Source organism: Mucilaginibacter tolerans (assembly GCF_030519375.1).
In the GTDB taxonomy this organism is placed as follows: domain Bacteria; phylum Bacteroidota; class Bacteroidia; order Sphingobacteriales; family Sphingobacteriaceae; genus Mucilaginibacter.
The window spans coordinates 76,586-93,292 of the sequence record NZ_JAUMKB010000014.1 but is presented as its reverse complement, the minus strand read 5'-3'; the positions used below and the strand labels follow the sequence as shown (position 1 = coordinate 93,292).

The 16,707-nt window shown below is 41.0% G+C and carries 17 protein-coding genes; 7 read left to right on the top strand and 10 right to left on the bottom strand.

Annotated elements, in window-relative coordinates:
• Positions 1-71 precede the first annotated feature (71 nt).
• Positions 72-1,148, top strand: a complete 1,077-nt coding sequence (locus tag Q3A68_RS18115; RefSeq protein ID WP_302902534.1) for a Gfo/Idh/MocA family protein — start codon at positions 72-74, stop codon at positions 1,146-1,148.
• A gap of 82 nt (positions 1,149-1,230) precedes the next feature.
• Positions 1,231-2,049, top strand: a complete 819-nt coding sequence (locus tag Q3A68_RS18110) for a polysaccharide deacetylase family protein (RefSeq protein WP_302902533.1) — start codon at positions 1,231-1,233, stop codon at positions 2,047-2,049.
• On the opposite strand, the gene Q3A68_RS18105 is transcribed toward Q3A68_RS18110, so the two are convergent.
• Positions 2,046-2,429: a pentapeptide repeat-containing protein gene (locus Q3A68_RS18105; RefSeq protein WP_302902532.1), complete on the bottom strand. Its 384-nt coding sequence runs from the start codon at positions 2,427-2,429 to the stop codon at positions 2,046-2,048. The two genes, Q3A68_RS18110 and Q3A68_RS18105, sit on opposite strands and share 4 nt — an antisense overlap.
• Positions 2,430-2,609: 180 nt before the next feature.
• Here Q3A68_RS18105 and Q3A68_RS18100 point away from each other — a divergent pair, with 180 nt between their 5' ends.
• The gene (locus Q3A68_RS18100; RefSeq protein WP_302902531.1) at positions 2,610-3,092 is read left to right on the top strand and encodes a nuclear transport factor 2 family protein; all 483 of its coding nucleotides are present in this window, start codon (positions 2,610-2,612) and stop codon (positions 3,090-3,092) included.
• Positions 3,093-3,094: 2 nt separating this feature from the next.
• Here Q3A68_RS18100 and Q3A68_RS18095 read toward each other — a convergent pair whose 3' ends face one another.
• Together Q3A68_RS18095 and Q3A68_RS18090 are read right to left on the bottom strand one after the other, a co-directional pair.
• Positions 3,095-3,334 (bottom strand): hypothetical protein, encoded by a 240-nt coding sequence (locus tag Q3A68_RS18095; RefSeq protein ID WP_302902530.1) that lies wholly within the window; start codon positions 3,332-3,334, stop codon positions 3,095-3,097.
• An 11-nt stretch (positions 3,335-3,345) separates the two neighbouring features.
• Complete coding sequence (locus Q3A68_RS18090) at positions 3,346-3,813, bottom strand: SpoIIAA family protein (protein WP_302902529.1); 468 nt, start codon at positions 3,811-3,813, stop codon at positions 3,346-3,348.
• A gap of 103 nt (positions 3,814-3,916) precedes the next feature.
• Here Q3A68_RS18090 and queG point away from each other — a divergent pair, with 103 nt between their 5' ends.
• Positions 3,917-4,861 (top strand): tRNA epoxyqueuosine(34) reductase QueG, encoded by a 945-nt coding sequence (queG, locus tag Q3A68_RS18085; RefSeq protein ID WP_302902528.1) that lies wholly within the window; start codon positions 3,917-3,919, stop codon positions 4,859-4,861.
• A 15-nt stretch (positions 4,862-4,876) separates the two neighbouring features.
• On the opposite strand, the gene Q3A68_RS18080 is transcribed toward queG, so the two are convergent.
• Positions 4,877-5,917, bottom strand: coding sequence for a 3'-5' exonuclease (locus Q3A68_RS18080; protein ID WP_302902527.1), 1,041 nt, complete (start codon positions 5,915-5,917; stop codon positions 4,877-4,879).
• Positions 5,918-6,039: 122 nt separating this feature from the next.
• On the opposite strand from Q3A68_RS18080, the gene Q3A68_RS18075 reads away from it, so the two are divergent.
• Both Q3A68_RS18075 and Q3A68_RS18070 read left to right on the top strand, forming a co-directional pair.
• Complete coding sequence (locus Q3A68_RS18075) at positions 6,040-8,019, top strand: transglutaminase family protein (RefSeq protein WP_302902526.1); 1,980 nt, start codon at positions 6,040-6,042, stop codon at positions 8,017-8,019.
• A complete protein-coding gene (locus Q3A68_RS18070; RefSeq protein ID WP_302902525.1) occupies positions 8,016-9,923 on the top strand; it encodes a DUF3857 domain-containing protein in 1,908 nt (635 codons plus the stop codon). The genes Q3A68_RS18075 and Q3A68_RS18070 overlap by 4 nt, the downstream gene beginning before the upstream one ends.
• Here the strand turns inward: Q3A68_RS18070 and Q3A68_RS18065 are convergent, their stop codons facing one another.
• Both Q3A68_RS18065 and Q3A68_RS18060 read right to left on the bottom strand, forming a co-directional pair.
• The gene (locus tag Q3A68_RS18065; protein WP_302902524.1) at positions 9,924-10,046 is read right to left on the bottom strand and encodes a hypothetical protein; all 123 of its coding nucleotides are present in this window, start codon (positions 10,044-10,046) and stop codon (positions 9,924-9,926) included. It abuts the gene before it with no gap.
• Between the two features lie 29 nt (positions 10,047-10,075).
• Entirely contained in the window at positions 10,076-10,645 is a 570-nt protein-coding gene (locus Q3A68_RS18060; protein WP_302902523.1) for a C40 family peptidase, read from the bottom strand.
• Positions 10,646-10,758: 113 nt separating this feature from the next.
• On the opposite strand from Q3A68_RS18060, the gene Q3A68_RS18055 reads away from it, so the two are divergent.
• Positions 10,759-11,178, top strand: coding sequence for a hypothetical protein (locus Q3A68_RS18055; RefSeq protein WP_302902522.1), 420 nt, complete (start codon positions 10,759-10,761; stop codon positions 11,176-11,178).
• A gap of 8 nt (positions 11,179-11,186) precedes the next feature.
• Here the strand turns inward: Q3A68_RS18055 and mutS are convergent, their stop codons facing one another.
• The 4 genes from mutS to Q3A68_RS18035 form a co-directional block, all read right to left on the bottom strand.
• Positions 11,187-13,796, bottom strand: a complete 2,610-nt coding sequence (gene mutS / locus Q3A68_RS18050; RefSeq protein WP_302902521.1) for a DNA mismatch repair protein MutS — start codon at positions 13,794-13,796, stop codon at positions 11,187-11,189.
• A 100-nt stretch (positions 13,797-13,896) separates the two neighbouring features.
• Positions 13,897-14,361 carry a DoxX family protein gene (locus Q3A68_RS18045; RefSeq protein ID WP_302902520.1) on the bottom strand — a complete coding sequence of 155 codons (465 nt, stop codon included), beginning with the start codon at positions 14,359-14,361 and terminating at the stop codon, positions 13,897-13,899.
• A 142-nt stretch (positions 14,362-14,503) separates the two neighbouring features.
• Positions 14,504-14,746, bottom strand: coding sequence for a 4a-hydroxytetrahydrobiopterin dehydratase (locus tag Q3A68_RS18040; protein ID WP_302902519.1), 243 nt, complete (start codon positions 14,744-14,746; stop codon positions 14,504-14,506).
• 853 nt (positions 14,747-15,599) lie between these two features.
• Positions 15,600-16,637: a right-handed parallel beta-helix repeat-containing protein gene (locus Q3A68_RS18035; protein ID WP_302902518.1), complete on the bottom strand. Its 1,038-nt coding sequence runs from the start codon at positions 16,635-16,637 to the stop codon at positions 15,600-15,602.
• Between the last annotated feature and the right edge of the window lie 70 nt (positions 16,638-16,707).

Here is a 16,707-nt window from a genome sequence, read left to right as displayed (position 1 = left end):
CTGTTATTTTTCTGTTACATCTCCTGATAGTTTGAAAATCTTATTTCTTTTGTCGTGTTCATTTACGTACCATGAAAAATAAAATACTCCTGACTATTGCTCTACTATTTAGCGCTTTTGCTAGTGCATCAGCCCAAAAGCTTAAAGTATGCGTAGCCGGCCTTAACCACGACCATATTTACAATATCCTAAATGCTTATAAAAACGGCCAGGTAGACATTATCGGCATTGCCGAACCAAACCAGGAGCTATGGAAAAAATACGGCAAGCAATTCAACCTGCCCGATGCCGTATTTTATACCGATCTGAAAACCATGCTAAAAGGCAAAAAGCCTGATGCCGTGTTAGGCTATAATGCCGTTGGGAATCACGTAGACGTTGTAGAGGTATGCGCCCCTCTCGGCATCCCTGTAATGGTGGAGAAGCCGTTAGCAGCCACTTTAGATCAAGCTAAACGTATTGAGGAATTGGCTGACAAATACCATATCAAAGTATTGACCAATTATGAAACAACCTGGTACCCATCGTATAACGATGTATATACTTCTGTAAATAGCGATAGTATCGGATCGATTAAAAAAATGGTGGTACACGACGGTCACCAGGGGCCTAAAGAGATTGGATGCAGCAAAGAATTTTTAGCATGGCTCACTGATCCGGTATTAAATGGTGCGGGTGCATTAAACGACTTCGGTTGCTATGGCGCCGACCTGATGACCTGGTTTATGCACGGGCAACAACCTATCGCTATTACGGCCATTGCAAGACATTACAAACCAAAAGTTTATCCCAAAGTGGAAGATGATGCAACCATACTGGTTGAATATCCGGGTGCTACCGGGCAAATAGAAGCATCCTGGAACTGGCCATTCTCTATTAAAGACCTGGAAGTATTTGGCGAACGTGGCTATTATCATGCTTTTAACGGTACCGAAATTAACAGCCGCATGCGCGAAAACAAGAAAGGCGCGAAGACTGTTACCTCACTGCCCCCGCCCATCAACGATCCTCTGATCTACCTGGCCGCAAACCTGAAAGGTGAAATAAAAACTGATGACCAGTCGTCATTAAAATATAATATGGTGGTAATGAAGATATTGGATGCGGCCAAAAGATCGATAAAGGAAGGAAAGCGGATAGTTTTATAAACAGTACCGGATATTGTTAACATTTAACGGCGGGGTAACCTTATTTTATTTTAATTTCGCCGTTAATAAACATTCACCTCTTATGTCAAAATTTACATCTGCTCTTGCTGTGCTTGGCCTATTTGCAACAATTACCTGTCAGGCTAAACCAACAGAAAATCCAACATCGTCACTACCTTTTGTAGTGATGCCTCAAAATAATGCAGCTATTATGGGTCGTAAACAGGTGCCTATCTTGTGTTATCACCAGATACGCGACTGGAAACCCACGGACTCTAAAGTATCAAAAGATTACATTATTCCACCTGCGGCTTTTAAGTCACATATGAAATTGCTCGCCGACCAGGGTTATCATACCATTCTGCCCGATCAATTGTATGATTATCTCACCAAGGGCACGCCGCTGCCGAGCAAACCCATCATGCTCACCTTCGATGATACCGATAAGGATCAGTTTGATATAGCCCGCCCCGAAATGAAGAAATATGGTTTTAAGGGTGTATTCTTTATCATGACGGTATCGATTGGCAAAGTAAAGCATTATATGAGCTCTGAACAGATCAAGCAACTTTCTGATGAAGGCAACGTCATTGCCAGCCACACCTGGAACCACAGCAACTTTAAAAAATTATCGACTGCAAAAGATTGGGAGACCCAATTGGATAAACCGACCAAAAAGCTTGAAGAAATTACCGGAAAACCTGTAAAATATTTTGCTTTCCCGTTTGGTGTATGGAACGAGGCGAACCTGCCTCAGCTACATAAACGCGGTTTTAAACTGGCATTTCAATTAGCGGAAAAGCGTGATGCCAACGATCCATTGATGACCGTGCGCAGAATATTAGACAGCGGATACTGGTCAGACAAGGCCCTGCTTAACAGCATCGAGCATAGCTTCTAAGAAGACCTTCCGACAGTATACTGATTGATCAGTTCTTCAATCAGTATACCGTTTATTTTTAGCCCTTTTATATTACAATTAGTCAGCTCAACGTCACTCAGATCGCAATTGGCCAGTGTGCTTCCATGCAGGTCACAGTCTTCAAAACGTAACGGGCGTTGCCTCGCTTCCCGATCATACATCGGGTGATCTTTCGGCGGCATACCGATGTTATGAATGTAAGCGCCTCCTAATTGTGCGCCTTCAATCTCCAGGTCGCTTAGGTTGGCGTTCACAATTTTAACATTAGCCATCGCCACATCAAAAAAATCAGAGTTATTCAGCATGGCATTTTTGGCAATAATTATTTTGCAATCTTCTTTTATTTCGATGGTATCCATAGTGATTTGTTATACTTCAAATGTCCTCAATTATGTACTGAAAATGAAGCCATAAAACTGACAAAATCGGGGTGTTTTTACGACACTTAATGGCTCTAAAACAAGTATTTTCTATTAACCCTTTTGGGGTGATTTTTAAAATTAAATTTCATAATTACCTGATTATGTGTATATTCAAGCATGATCCGGCAATTATCTTATTACAAAACAATCCTTATTCTGATGTTTTTGAGCCAGTTTGTACAAGCGCAAACAACAGATCTGATTAGTGAGCATTTCAAGCTTTTGAACAGTCATAATATACAGGCATTAGCCTCTGAATATACTGACGATGCCGAGATATTTTCGCCCAACTGGCAAGGCGCTAAAATCGGTCCGGCAGGAATTACCGAGGTTTATAGCCGTTATTACAAAACGACACCCGATCTTACTTATACTGTCACCAATACCATAAAGTCAGGCGACAATATTATTGTTCAATACTCATGGGGTGGCACCATGGCCAAGCCAGAAAATGGTGAGCCTGCTTATATGGAAGGCAAAAAATATACGCTTCAATGTTGTGCCATCTTTGTGATCAAAAACAACAAGATAATAAAGGAGACCAACTATTTTGATCAGGTAGCGTATTTACGCCAGGTTGGCTTCTTTGATCAGCGCTGATCTTACAGTACATATTTTCTGGTTTCGGGATCTTTTTTAGAAGGTTTTTCTTCTGTCGAAGGTACAGGTTCCCTATTATCATTATCATGGGTACCAGTAGGCACCTGCTTCTGATCCGGTTTATTCTGATCGGTTGACTGCTCACCCTTCTCTAAATAATTATCCCCGTCCTTATTGGTTATCGAGTCATCCTTATTCAGGATTTGTTCATCTTTTGGACTATTCATCGCTGCATTTTCCATAAAATTAATCTTTAAAGGTTTTCGCCTGCAGGGCCTTGCCCTTTGTTTGATGACCGCGATTTAATTTCTTCTAATACATCACTTACGGAGATCGTTTCTTCGAAATCGTCTTCATGCCTTTCAGATATCCATGCAATCGCTTCAGGTAGTTCTATAAGTTTATACCCCCGCGAATTACCGGGAATAAAATGTCTGAATACATCGCTGAACCATTCAACGCCCTTTTGGTCGGTAACGATAGCCACCCTTTTCCATTTAGTAAAATTTTTCAGCCCAAGCTTAAAATCTTCCCACCAGGCAGCTGTGCTGAAATTCTGCACGTCAGTCTCCAACACCAATAAATAGTTGATCTCTCCCTGACGCTTTACTAACTCTTCCATATGCGGGATCAGTACCCGTTCATAGTCATCTTTGTTAACTTCTCCTGTGGCAAGTATGCCAACAACATGATCCGGTAGATCATTTATATACTGTAACATCGTCGTATTTATTAATAGAACTATATTGTATAACAATGAGGAAAAGCATCTGTTTTGGGTTAATGAAATGCCTGATCCTTGGTTTATACTATCTTTGTATAAAATGCAGCAAAACAAACAGGTTTATAGTAAACTGATTAAAACCGAAGCCAAAAAGCTCGGCTTTTTGTTTTGTGGCATTTCCCAGGCCGGTTTCCTGGAAGAAGAAGCCCCAAGGCTTGAATCATGGCTGAAACAAAACATGCAGGGCGAAATGCACTACATGGAAAACTATTTTGATAAGCGGCTCGATCCGCGGTTATTGGTAGATGGTGCTAAATCAGTCATTTCTTTAGGGTTGAATTATTACACTAATCAGCAGCAATCAGACCCTCTAGCCCCTAAGATATCCAAATATGCATATGGAGTTGATTATCATGATGTTATTAAGGATAAATTAAAGAGATTATTACAGGTAATTAATGAAAAAATTGGTGAAGTTCATGGCCGTGCCTTCGTTGATTCGGCGCCAGTATTAGACAAAACCTGGGCAAAAAAAGCAGGATTGGGCTGGATTGGCAAAAACACCAATCTCATCAATACCAAAAAGGGCTCCTTCTTTTTTTTAGCTGAGTTGATTGTAGATATTGAACTTGAATATGATATCCCTTCCACAGCTGAGCACTGCGGTACCTGTACCCGTTGTATCGACGCCTGCCCTACGGAAGCTATTGTGGCCCCTTACGTTGTTGATGGCAGCCGGTGTATATCTTACCTTACCATAGAGCTTAAAAATGAAATACCCCAGGAATTTAAGGGCAAAATGGATAACTGGATGTTTGGTTGCGATGTGTGCCAGGATGTTTGCCCCTGGAACCGTTTCTCCGTTCTGCACCATGAACCAGCGTTTGAACCCCGAAACAAACTGTTGGAAATGAGCAAAAAAGAATGGGAGGAGATTACCGAGGATGTATTTCAAAAAATATTTGAAAAATCCCCGGTAAAAAGAACAAAATTTACGGGCATAAAACGAAACATCTCGTTTTTAAAAGATCAACCTGATCTCTAATCACTAACCCGAACCTCACCCCTTCTTAAATTTATCTGCCAGCATTTTTAGCATGTCCTCATTCACAGGTTTTGCTGGTTCGTCTTTTTTTGGCGGACGATTGTGATGTTGGTTATTATGATTATCTGGCCTACGAAATTCTTTTTTATGATTATCAGCAGGCCTGTTGGTTGCGGCATGTTCGGTGTGTTGAACCGGCTTGACCTGTTCCGATTTAGGTTGTACGGGTTTTTCACGACGTTCTGCTACTCTTTTCGCATTCCAACGAGTGTATATTTCCTCCAGTTTGCGTTTGGTGTACAACGGAAAATCGCCTTGCATCATCCATGCATAATAGCTTGGTTCTACATTAAAAACATCTTCTACCTTTTTGCCTTTATGTTTCCCAAAATTGAACAGTTCCTCACCTTGTTCATTGTAAACCATACGTCCCGCAAAATCTACCGGACTGTTCAGGTTGGTAAATTTATGGAGCGCTTCAATATCATTTACAATAGGTTTAGTGCTGTTACCCTTTTTATCGACGAACTCTGCATCTTTATATTTCTCAATCTGAGCCAATAAAACTTCCATAGTAGCGCGTGTATCAGCTTCTGCGGAGTGAGCGTTGATTATCTCTTTATTGCAGTAGAATAAATAGGCCGCCTTTAAAGTGCGTTGTTCCATCTGGTGGAAAATGTTCTGCACGTCAACAAAGTGCCTGTTCTCAATATCAAATGCTATCCCGGCACGTAAAAACTCCTCCATGAGCATTGGTATGTCAAATTTGTTAGAGTTATATCCTGCAAGGTCGCTATCCCCAATAAAGTCAGCGATTTCGGCGCCTAATACAGCAAATACCGGGCTATCTTTAATATCGTCATCATATATTCCGTGTAATAAAGAAGTCTCAAGCGGGATAGGCATGCCAGGATTGATACGCCAGGTTTTCACTTCTTCTTTTTCGTCCGGGTTAATTTTTATAACAGATATTTCTACAATACGATCAATTCCAACATTAGTTCCGGTAGCTTCCAGGTCAAAGAATGCAAGCGGGCGTTTCAGATTTAATTTCATTTTTATTTATAAAGCAAGGCAAGCAAAGGTCTTAAAAAGTTTTAACAGGTAAAATTTTTTCGGCTATTTTATATTCCGGCTAAAAGCCTAATTTTACACATGCCTAAATTTTTGTAACAATTATGCAAAAACCTTTACTTTTTTTAATAGTCCTTTTTATCTCAGCAACTGCGTTTGCGCAGGATTTTTCATATGGGGAACCAGATGTTGCCGCACTTGATATGAAGAAGTATGATAAAGACACAGCGGCACACGCAGTGGTCTTAAGGGAACATGGAACATCACGAATAAATATTACAAACGATTATCATGTGAGACTGGTCTTTGAATATCACTCCAAAATAAAATTTTTTGATAACAAAGAATTCGAGAGAGAGGGCACCTTTGTGATACCTGTTTATAATAGTGATGGTATGGCGTATGAGGAGGTAGAAGACGTAAAAGGAGTAACATTTTATAAAGATGAAAATGGAGTTATACAGAAGGCAGAGTTAGATCCTCAAAAAATCATAATGGAAAAAAGGGATAAACATTATACCCTGGTAAAATTTACGATGCCTGCTTTACGGAGTGGTTGCACTATTGAAGTAAGCTACCGTTTTATAACACCATATTTCCGCACCTTTCATCCATGGCATTTTCAGGGTTATATTCCAAAGGTATATTCCGAATATGAGGCACATATACCAGCTTTATGGAGTTTCAACGCCTCATTAAGGGGTAGTTTAAAACTCACAAAAAATACAGCAAGTATTGAAAGCAAGTGTTTTACGTTCGGCGCTGGTTCAGCAGATTGTTCAGATTTAGTATATGGGATGAGCGATATTCCTGCCTTTAAACCGGAAGATTATATGACTGCAGAAAAAAACTATAAATCTGCAGTATATTTTGAATTAGAGGAAGAGACAGATTTACAAACAGGTGCAAAAACAAAATACGCGAAAGAGTGGAAAGACATTGATTATGACCTGAAAACGGAGAGATGGTTTGGTGGGCAGCTAAAAAGAAGCGGGCTAATGAAAGACCGGATAGCGCCCATAATAGCCGGAAAGACGGATCAGATGGAAAAGGCTGAAATCATATATAATTATATCAGGAGCACCATCAAATGGAATGAAGATGAAGACTTTGGAAGTGAGGATGGTATCCGCCAGGCGCTCGTAAATCATACAGGAAATGCAGGTGACATCAATCTTGCACTTGTAACTGCGTTGAATGCTGGTGGTATACCTACTGAAGCGGTATTATTATCAACAAGAGAACATGGCAATATAAACAAACTCTATCCAGCCATCGGAGATTTTAACTATGTAGTAGCCAGAGCCACTATAGGCGATAAGAGTTACTTAGTAGATGCCACAGAGCCATTGTTACCATTCGGGATGTTACCTATGCGATGCCTCAATGACCAGGGGCGTGTTTTTAGCTTAAATAAACCATCATTTTGGATTGACCTGAGCACCAATCAGCGTGAAAACATAACGTATGCACTCGATCTTACTTTACAGGACGACGGAAAAATGAAAGGAACCATTACCCGGTTTTCCATCGGTTATAGCGGTTACTTGAGAAGGAAAGAAATAAAAAAATTTAATTCGGTAAATGAATATGTAGAAAGTATTGCCGAAAAATTACGTAAAACAAAAGTAGTTAAGTCGGATATTATAAACATCGATAGCCTGGATAAACCGGTAGGCGAAACGTACGAAGTGGAAATGAATATATTTGATAATTTAAAACATGATCACCTTTCCTTTAGTCCATTCTTATTAAACCAGCTTACTACCAATCCGTTTAAATTGGCAGAACGTGATTTCCCGGTAGACTGGGGAATGCCTTCAGATGAGCGTTATATTATTAATGTTCATCTTCCACAGCATTATGTTTTGGAAAACCCACCACAGGCCATGGCAATAGCTATGCCCAACAAAGGCGGAAATTTCTTCACTGCATTCGATGGGGATAGTCAGAACTTTAGTTTCTCTTACGATACGCGGTTCAACAAGTCTGTTTACAGTCCCGAAGAATATCCATATTTAAAAGAGCTTTACAACAAGATCATCCTCGCTCAAAAAAACGAATTTGTGTTTAAGAAGAAATGATGAGAAGAATAGTGTTAGCCCTGAGTTTGTTGTTTTTTTGTGGCGCGGTGAAAGGGCAGAACAACTATGCCGCAAGTCAGATTCCCAAAGATCTGTTACCATACGCCAGCGCCATTGTTCGGAATGATGAAAGAACAATTGAAATAAAGGACCTCGATAACGTGACCTGTCATGTAAAAAAAGCTGTTACTGTATTGAACAAAAACGGGGACGACATTGCGCACATGGCTATATTTTATAACAAAAGCATTAGTGTAAAGTATATCAAAGGTGTAGCTTACGATGAATTTGGAAAAATGATAGCCAAATTTGGCGAACGCGATTTTTCTGATGAGGCCACTGGTGATAGAGGTACCCTTTTTCAGGATTACCGGGTGAAACATTATATCCCCTCCATTACCCAATACCCATACACCATTGAATATGAGTATGAATTGAAACACAAACAGACATTGGATATTGAAGATTGGGAACCACTCAACGAATCTAACATGGCAGTTGAAAAAAGTTCATACAAGCTAACTTGCAAGCCTGATTTTAATATCCGCTACAAAGAGGTCAATATTTCTCAAAAGGCTGAAATCAGTTCAACTAAAGATGGTCTTAAAACTTATTCCTGGCAAATCAAAGATATAAAAGCTTTAAAAAACGAACCTTTTAGTCCAAATTGGCGCACTTATCTTACCCGGGTAATAGTTGCTCCAGAGAAATTTAGTTATTATGGCATCCAGGGCTCTTATACCAACTGGGAGCAGCTGGGAAAATGGCAATACGATAAGCTTTTAGCAAATAGGCAAAGTGTTCCTGAGGAAACAGCTGCTTATATTAAAGAAATAACCAGCAACCTAAATGATCCAAAGCTCAAAGCACGAAAAGTATATGAATATATGCAGCATAAAACGCATTATGTCAGCATACAGATCGGCATAGGGGGTTATCAGCCTTTTTCGGCATCAGAGGTAGACAAAGATGGTTACGGAGATTGCAAAGCGCTATGCAACTATACCAAAGCATTGCTACAGGTGGCGGGCATTGAATCTTATTACTGTATTGTTTATGGTAATCATCGTGAAAAAATCGGTATGATGCCTGATTTTGCCAGCATGCAGGGCAATCACGTTATCCTGTGTCTGCCATTTAAAAATGATACAACATGGTTGGAATGCACCAGCCAGCAAATTCCTTTTGGGTTTTTGAGCGACTTTACCGATGATCGTCTTGTATTGGCCTGCACACCTGAAGGTGGCAAGCTGATGCACACTCCCAAATACTCGTCGGAAGAAAACCTGGAAAAAAGGAATGCAGACTTTGCACTAAATGAAGAGGGCGAGCTTACCGGAAGAATGCATACGATATTCAAGGGCACTGATTATAACGACCGCGAGGACATTATTGACGACGCTTTAACCGAGCAGATTAAACGCATCAAAAAATGTTACCCTATCAACAACATGGAAATAAAGAAACTGGAATACAAACAAGATAAAAGTATAAACCCCAGCACCAGCGAGAACATAGAATTATCGGCAAAAGAATATGCAGCTTTAAACAACGGCAAAATTTATTTTTCGCTTAATTCAGTTAACCGGGCCCAGCCTTTGCGTCAATTGGTGACCCGAATTAACCCGGTTTGTATCAATCGGGGCTTCACCGAAGTGGATGATATCACTTATACCCTGCCCAAAGGTTACCACCTGGAATCAGAACCATTAAAAAAGCACATTGATAAACCTTACGGAAGCTTTATAATGACAATGAGCATGGATGGGGATAAGCTGATTTACCACAGAACGTTTCAGTTAAGGGATGGCAACTATAGCAAAGATATCTACCCGGATATGGTCGATTTTTTCCAGTCGGTGGTCGATACGGACGAATATAACGTGGTGCTGTCTAAGCAATGATCAGCTGAAGATGATGATACCCAGAATAATGCCTACCACCATAATCACATAAAGTAGGATTTCGGTAGTCGCAAAACGCTTATATTTCGTCCAAAAGTCGTAACGTTCCTTTTCTTCGGGCATAGCATCACAAAGTTACATAATTTCAGTTATTACTTACTATCGGGTGTGTTGGCAACATCATCGGCAGCTACTATTGCACCGCACCTTGAAAAATATTTGTAGGTATAAGGGTCGTGTAATTTGGTAATGGTAACCCCTTTTGTAGAACTGGCATGTACATAATACCCGTTTTGAAGATAAATCCCCACATGGCTGAATTTCTTGCCGTCATAATCGAAAAATAAAAGGTCCCCTTCCTGCAATTCCTCCTCATATTTGCGCTTGATGATGAGCACCTGCTGACTGGTAGTACGTGGTATATTGATACCGTACACCTGTTGCTGTAAAAGAAACGACAGTCCTGAACAATCTATGCCATCATGATCCAAACCGCCAAAACGGTAAGGTGTACCCATCCACTGATCAATAAAGGCATATAACCGGCCATTTTGTATGGAATTGACATCCACTCCCATTATTGCCGAATACTTTTCGGCGACAGATGCCTGCGGGGCTACTACCTCACCCGGTTCGCCCCTCATTACCGCACGACGCGAGTGACAGGCTGATAAAATCAAGGTTGCTGCAAAAAGGATAATCAGGTTGTACTTTTTGATCATGAGCTAAAAGTACAGATATTGCTTAATGGTTAATCGCAGGGGTTTTTAACATATCCACATTTGAATTTTAGATTAATGAATTACGATTTTAGTAAAACCTGGATATTGGTAGTATGAAAACCTTATTCTCCATTGTCTTAGTTTTATTTTATATGAATGTCTATAGTCAAACGCTATCTTTTGAGGAGATCATTCACATTCGTAATCACAAGGATTTAAAAAAGTATATGACATCCAAATCTTTTCGATTTTTTAGTTACCAAGTGGAACATGAGGAAGACGTTCAAATGTACATCATTAATAAAGGCACCGATAAAGAAGAAAGTATTATTTTACGAAGTCAGCAAATTTCCTATCAGACCAAGAACTCAGCTTTCGTCAAAAATTTGGTGAAGCAAATCCAAAGCAAATATCCAATAGTTACAAATTATGAAGACTCAATTTACCGGTTTGGCGATACACATACGGTCATTACCGCTACTATTTACAAAAAACCAAATGGAGTTAGCTTTATAATAATCTATTGGAAATAATCTCCTACCTACCCTTTTATCAATCGCTGAATTTCATCCAGTTTCATCAAAGCCTCAACGGGAGTTAGCGTATTGACATCGAGGTTGTTCAGTGTATCGCGGATTTTTACCAGCACCGGATCGTCAATACTGAACATCTGCATTTGCACGGCCTGTTTCTGCACTTTGCGGATACTTTCCTTGATATGCTCGCCCCCGGTGCGTTCATTTTCCAGTTTCTTTAATATCTCATTGGCGCGCGCCAGTACTTTCGGAGGCATGCCTGCCAGCTTGGCCACATGGATACCAAAACTGTGTTCGCTGCCCCCGGGAACCAATTTACGCAGGAAAATCACCTGGTGGCCTACTTCCTTTACGGTTACGTTGAAGTTTTTAATCCGCGGATGCGAATTACTCAACTCGTTCAACTCGTGGTAATGGGTAGCAAATAAGGTTTTGGCACGTGCTGTAGCATTATTATGCAGATACTCGGCAATGGCCCAGGCAATAGAGATACCATCATAAGTAGATGTACCGCGACCGATCTCATCCAACAGAATCAAGCTACGGTCGGACAAGTTATTCAATATGCTCGCCGTCTCGTTCATCTCCACCATAAAAGTTGATTCGCCTGATGAAAGATTGTCCGATGCCCCTACCCTTGTAAATATCTTATCAACTAAACCAATAGATGCCTGCTTCGCCGGAACAAAGCACCCCATTTGTGCCATCAACACAATCAGTCCCGTTTGTCTCAGCAAAGCCGATTTGCCCGCCATGTTCGGCCCGGTAATGATGATGATCTGCTGTGATTCGCTGTCTAGGTAGACATCGTTAGTAATGTATTCTTCTCCAAGTGGTAAATGCTTCTCGATCACCGGGTGACGACCTCCTTTGATATCGATGATCTGCCCCTCGTTGATCTCGGGCTTTACATAATAGTTTTTGATGGATATAGTAGCAAAATTGAGCAACACATCCAGCTTGGCTATCAACTGTGCATTAAGCTGTATTGGCTTAATATATTCGGTAAGTGAGTACAACAGATCATTATACAGCTGAGTTTCGAGCGCAAATATCTTCTCCTCTGCACCTAATATTTGTTCTTCGTATTCTTTAAGCTCAGGGGTAATATAACGCTCTGCATTTACCAGCGTTTGTTTGCGTATCCAGTCAGACGGCACTTTATCACGATGCGCGTGCGTTACCTCCAGATAGTACCCGAACACATTATTAAAGGCAACTTTAAGCGATGGTATCGCTGTTTGTTCCGCTTCGCGTTTTTGTATCTCTAATAAATATCCCTTACCACCGAAGGCAATCTTTCGCAGCCTGTCCAATTCTTCACTTATCCCTGTATTAATCACCGAGCCTTTGATCAAAGCAATGGGCGGTTCAGGTTGTAACTCCCTCTCTATTTTTTCGCTCATCAGTGAGCAAGGGTTCAACTGCTCTGCAATGGCTTTTAGGGGCTGATTATCCGTTTCCTCACATTGTTTTTTTATTGCCTCAATTGCCCGCAAAGCCTTTTTAAGCTGACAAACTTCACGCGGATTAGCTTTTTGCAACCCGATTTTAGAGATCAATCTTTCCAGGTCGCCGATCTGGCGGATATTCTGCTGTAGTTCATCCCGCAAATCATCCTGGTTCACCAGGTATTCTACTACTCCCAACCGGTCGTTGATCGGCTTGATCTCTTTCAGTGGCATCACTATCCATCGCCTTAACAAACGTGCACCCATTGGCGAACAAGTTTGATCCAGCACCTCCACCAATGTATGCGCATTCTCGTTTGATGAGCCAACCAGCTCCAGATTTCTCACGCTATAACGGTCAAGCCACAGGTACCGGTCTTCCTCTATCCTGCTGATGGCTGAAATATGTTGCAAGTTTCGGTGTTCTGTCTCGTTCAGGTAATGCAGGGCCACACCGGCAGCTACGATGCCAAGGTTCAGTTTATCGATACCAAAACCTTTTAATGATTTTACGCCAAAATGCTTTAGCAGCGTTTCCTGAGCATAATCACCACTGTAGGGCCACTCATCCAGCATGTAGGTATAAAAGCGGTCGCCATACAGCTCTTTAAAATCATGATAACGACTTTTAGGGAAGATCACTTCACTCGGACTAAAGCTTTGCAGCAGCTTATCAATATAAGCGCCGTTTCCCTGTGCCGTATGGAATTCGCCTGTCGAAATATCGATCAGGGCTATACCAATGCTGTTCTTTTCAAAATATAAGGATGCCAGGTAGTTATTGCTTTTTTGCTGAAGGATATTGTCGCTGACGGCTACTCCCGGCGTTACCAGCTCAGTTACGCCCCTACGGACAATGGTCTTGGTGGTTTTCGGGTCTTCCAACTGATCACAGATAGCAACGCGCTGGCCAGCTCTTACCAATTTGGGCAAATAGGTTTCCAAAGAATGATGGGGGAAGCCCGCCAGCTCTATATGAGTAGCAGCACCATTGGCACGTTTGGTAAGCACAATACCGAGTATACCGGCGGCTTTAATGGCATCCTCGCCAAATGTCTCATAAAAATCACCCACACGGAACAGCAGCAAAGCACCGGGATATTTCCCTTTGATCTGGTTATACTGTTGCATCAATGGCGTTTCTTTGCCCGAATCTTTTGCCAATAGTTTATCCTTTTTGTTAACGGGTAAAGTTAATTTATTGGCCTGTGATTGCCGTATTTGTTGAAAATTCGGGGCAGTGTTAGTTATTGCAGAAAACTATTCAATAGTTCTGTTCTATAATCAGTCCGAAGTAGGCTGTCCATACAATAAAGAATACCTGCATGGGTATGCGCAGCCATAAATAGTTGACACCCCTCCCCTCGTATGTAGCGGTTTGGTAATCAACACTCTTATAAGCAGCGTTAATATTTGCAGGCAATATAAGCAGGAAAAACAGTACAAGCAGATCGGCAGAAAGGCGGCGGGTTGATGGAATGCACAACCCAATGGCAAATAAAGCCTCAACTACCCCGGTAACATAAACCAGCATTCTTTTTCCGGGAATAAAGCTGGGCACCATCAGCATCATACCTTGCGAATAAATAAAGTGCCCCAATGAGGTAAACACCAGCATGGCAGCCATACCCAGATTGCCTGCTATAACGTAATCCCATCCACCTGAAATGGCATGCGTGATCGTCAAAACAATTGCCGAAGCTACAAGTAAAACAAGTAATGGCTTCATGATAAAGTCTTTGTAGCATGAAAGATAAGAATTTAAATTCTAAAATCTAAATTCTACAAAACCTAAATCCTAAGCTCTAAATACTAAATTAAAAATCAAGCTGTGAAGTTCTAAAATCCGAAATAGAAAATTCGAAATTATTCTATACCAGTTTATCAATCCCCTCAGCCAACTTCAGGTCTTTATCGGTCACAATGTCTCCGGCATCATGGGTGCTGAGCCATATCTCTACCTTGTTCCAGGTGTTTGTCCATGTTGGGTGATGGTTCATTTTCTCGGCGAGTAGCGCTACCCGGCACATAAACGAAAAAGCGTTGGAGAAGTCTTTAAAAGTGAAAGCTTTATAAAGCTTATTGTCTTTTTCGAGCCACATGATGATTGACATTTTGAATAAAACGATTGAAGTTAGCACTTGTTTCGATCATCCGGAGAATTTCCGGTGATCTTCTCCAGTAATGGCTCCGTTAGTTACTCTGGTTTATCCTCCAGACTATTATAAACTAAAAGAGAAATACAAATTCAGTTGTAAAAGGGTCTACTGTAAAATTTACATCCAATTCGACAGCCAATCAGGGAGTCAATGCGACAGCCGTTTTGGGAATCAATCCGACAGACTATCATAAAATAAAAAAAAACTAAACTTAAAATAGTAGAAGTAAAAACCGACTACCTCAAAATTTGATACTAAAGCTGATGCTAATGCTGAGGTAGATCCTGGTGTTAAAACTGATGACTATTATAAACTAAAAGAAAACCAAATAAGAGAAGTTGAAAAAAGAACTAACCTGTTCAAAAAATTAAGTCGTCCCCTTAAACATCTCTTTGCAGGGAGGTAAAAAAAAAGAAAAAGTTGCGCGAAAAAGAAAGTTTCGTTTGTGTATGCTAATTTTTTTAGCTATCTTAGTAATGTCATCAGGGACTTACATGCCTCCACTTCAGCATCGCGCAGCGTTGTCGCAAATCACTGTAAATCAGCATTTACAATCATAAAAGCATCATTCTGTTAATTGATAGTTCGGCCTGGCAGGCCCGGTAGTCTTAACCCCGTTCAGAAGAAACGACGGCGGGCGTCCGCGGACCCGGAATGAGTGTCATCAAACGAAAAGGATCCTCTGTAAAAATGCACCAAACCATTTGCTTTTTGAGAAAAAAAGCCCTCCTGCCCATTGAAAGTATTTTTCACAAAAAAGCCCCCTGCAATTGCTTACAGAGGGCCAGCTGTTATTGAAATTGAAATTTTAGTTTAATGTGATAATTGTGCTTGGCAGTATCGCCGAAGAAATAGCGGCGCCACCGGTATTAGTACCCCACCCGATAGGAGTATAACCTGCTTTCGGGTCAACCCACATATCCATTTCTTTACCTGAAGTTTGGTAATACCTCACTTTATTATAGCTAATGTTTATATCTGTACTGGTTGTACCGGAGTAGTTACCGTAGCATAAACCGCAGTTTGAATATGGAGTAACTGCCCCATAAATAGTGTTGTGATCCATTTTAATGTGTGAGCCACCCTGCACCTGCATACCCACAAAGCCGCCATTCACTACAATGTTGTTTCTGGCTACCTGATACGATCCGCCTACATCGCCTAAAACGATAGCCGCTCCACCACCGCTTGTATTATAATACTGACCACCTCTTATCCAGTTGCCGATCACCTGTATTGAGTCTCCCGGCAATCCGTTTGATTTATATACACTCAATCCATCTTCTGGTTTACCGATGCCGGCGATATCTTCACAATGGTTGTTGTTGATCTGACAGCCACCGCCGCTCACATTCACAAACTGAACAAAGTTACCCCCAGGGAATGGTCCGTTGATATTTTTGATCTGATTACTGTTGATCTTGATTGTTGAAGAATTTTCTACGTGTACACCTGATACACCGCCGGTAACAAAGCAATTGGTCATCGTGATGTTTTTGCAATTCCCGGTTATGTAAACCTCATACTTGGTAGCATTAGCCAAGTGGCAATTGGTGATCGTTACATTGCTGCAATTGTTCAGGTAGATACAATAAGTACCGCCTGTAATAGATAAACCACTGATGGTAAAATTGCTTTTGCCATAATAACTTACTGCCGAAGAAATAGCATAGGTACTGGCTAATGAACTTGTAGTGTTAACAGCTTCCATTGAATTAGAAGGAGTGACCGTTTGATTAGCAGGTGCAATTTGTTGATCTTTCTGACACGATGTTAATCCTGCTGATAATAAAGCGGCTACACCTACAGTAGCCGCCATTGAACGTAGTTTGTTTTTGGGGGACATAATAATAGTTTTAAATTAATTAGGCCCTCTTCTACGGCTGGAGATATTGCAATGTTTAGCTGTTTTTGCC

Coding starts and splice junctions, on each gene's coding strand:
- Q3A68_RS18115 (WP_302902534.1), top strand. CDS start 72: ATGAAAAATAAAATACTCCTGACTATTGCTCTACTATTTAGCGCTTTT.
- Q3A68_RS18110 (WP_302902533.1), top strand. CDS start 1,231: ATGTCAAAATTTACATCTGCTCTTGCTGTGCTTGGCCTATTTGCAACA.
- Q3A68_RS18105 (WP_302902532.1), bottom strand. CDS start 2,429: ATGGATACCATCGAAATAAAAGAAGATTGCAAAATAATTATTGCCAAA.
- Q3A68_RS18100 (WP_302902531.1), top strand. CDS start 2,610: ATGATCCGGCAATTATCTTATTACAAAACAATCCTTATTCTGATGTTT.
- Q3A68_RS18095 (WP_302902530.1), bottom strand. CDS start 3,334: ATGGAAAATGCAGCGATGAATAGTCCAAAAGATGAACAAATCCTGAAT.
- Q3A68_RS18090 (WP_302902529.1), bottom strand. CDS start 3,813: ATGTTACAGTATATAAATGATCTACCGGATCATGTTGTTGGCATACTT.
- queG (WP_302902528.1), top strand. CDS start 3,917: ATGCAGCAAAACAAACAGGTTTATAGTAAACTGATTAAAACCGAAGCC.
- Q3A68_RS18080 (WP_302902527.1), bottom strand. CDS start 5,917: ATGAAATTAAATCTGAAACGCCCGCTTGCATTCTTTGACCTGGAAGCT.
- Q3A68_RS18075 (WP_302902526.1), top strand. CDS start 6,040: ATGCAAAAACCTTTACTTTTTTTAATAGTCCTTTTTATCTCAGCAACT.
- Q3A68_RS18070 (WP_302902525.1), top strand. CDS start 8,016: ATGATGAGAAGAATAGTGTTAGCCCTGAGTTTGTTGTTTTTTTGTGGC.
- Q3A68_RS18065 (WP_302902524.1), bottom strand. CDS start 10,046: ATGCCCGAAGAAAAGGAACGTTACGACTTTTGGACGAAATATAAGCGT.
- Q3A68_RS18060 (WP_302902523.1), bottom strand. CDS start 10,645: ATGATCAAAAAGTACAACCTGATTATCCTTTTTGCAGCAACCTTGATT.
- Q3A68_RS18055 (WP_302902522.1), top strand. CDS start 10,759: ATGAAAACCTTATTCTCCATTGTCTTAGTTTTATTTTATATGAATGTC.
- Q3A68_RS18045 (WP_302902520.1), bottom strand. CDS start 14,361: ATGAAGCCATTACTTGTTTTACTTGTAGCTTCGGCAATTGTTTTGACG.
- Q3A68_RS18040 (WP_302902519.1), bottom strand. CDS start 14,746: ATGTCAATCATCATGTGGCTCGAAAAAGACAATAAGCTTTATAAAGCT.
- Q3A68_RS18035 (WP_302902518.1), bottom strand. CDS start 16,637: ATGTCCCCCAAAAACAAACTACGTTCAATGGCGGCTACTGTAGGTGTA.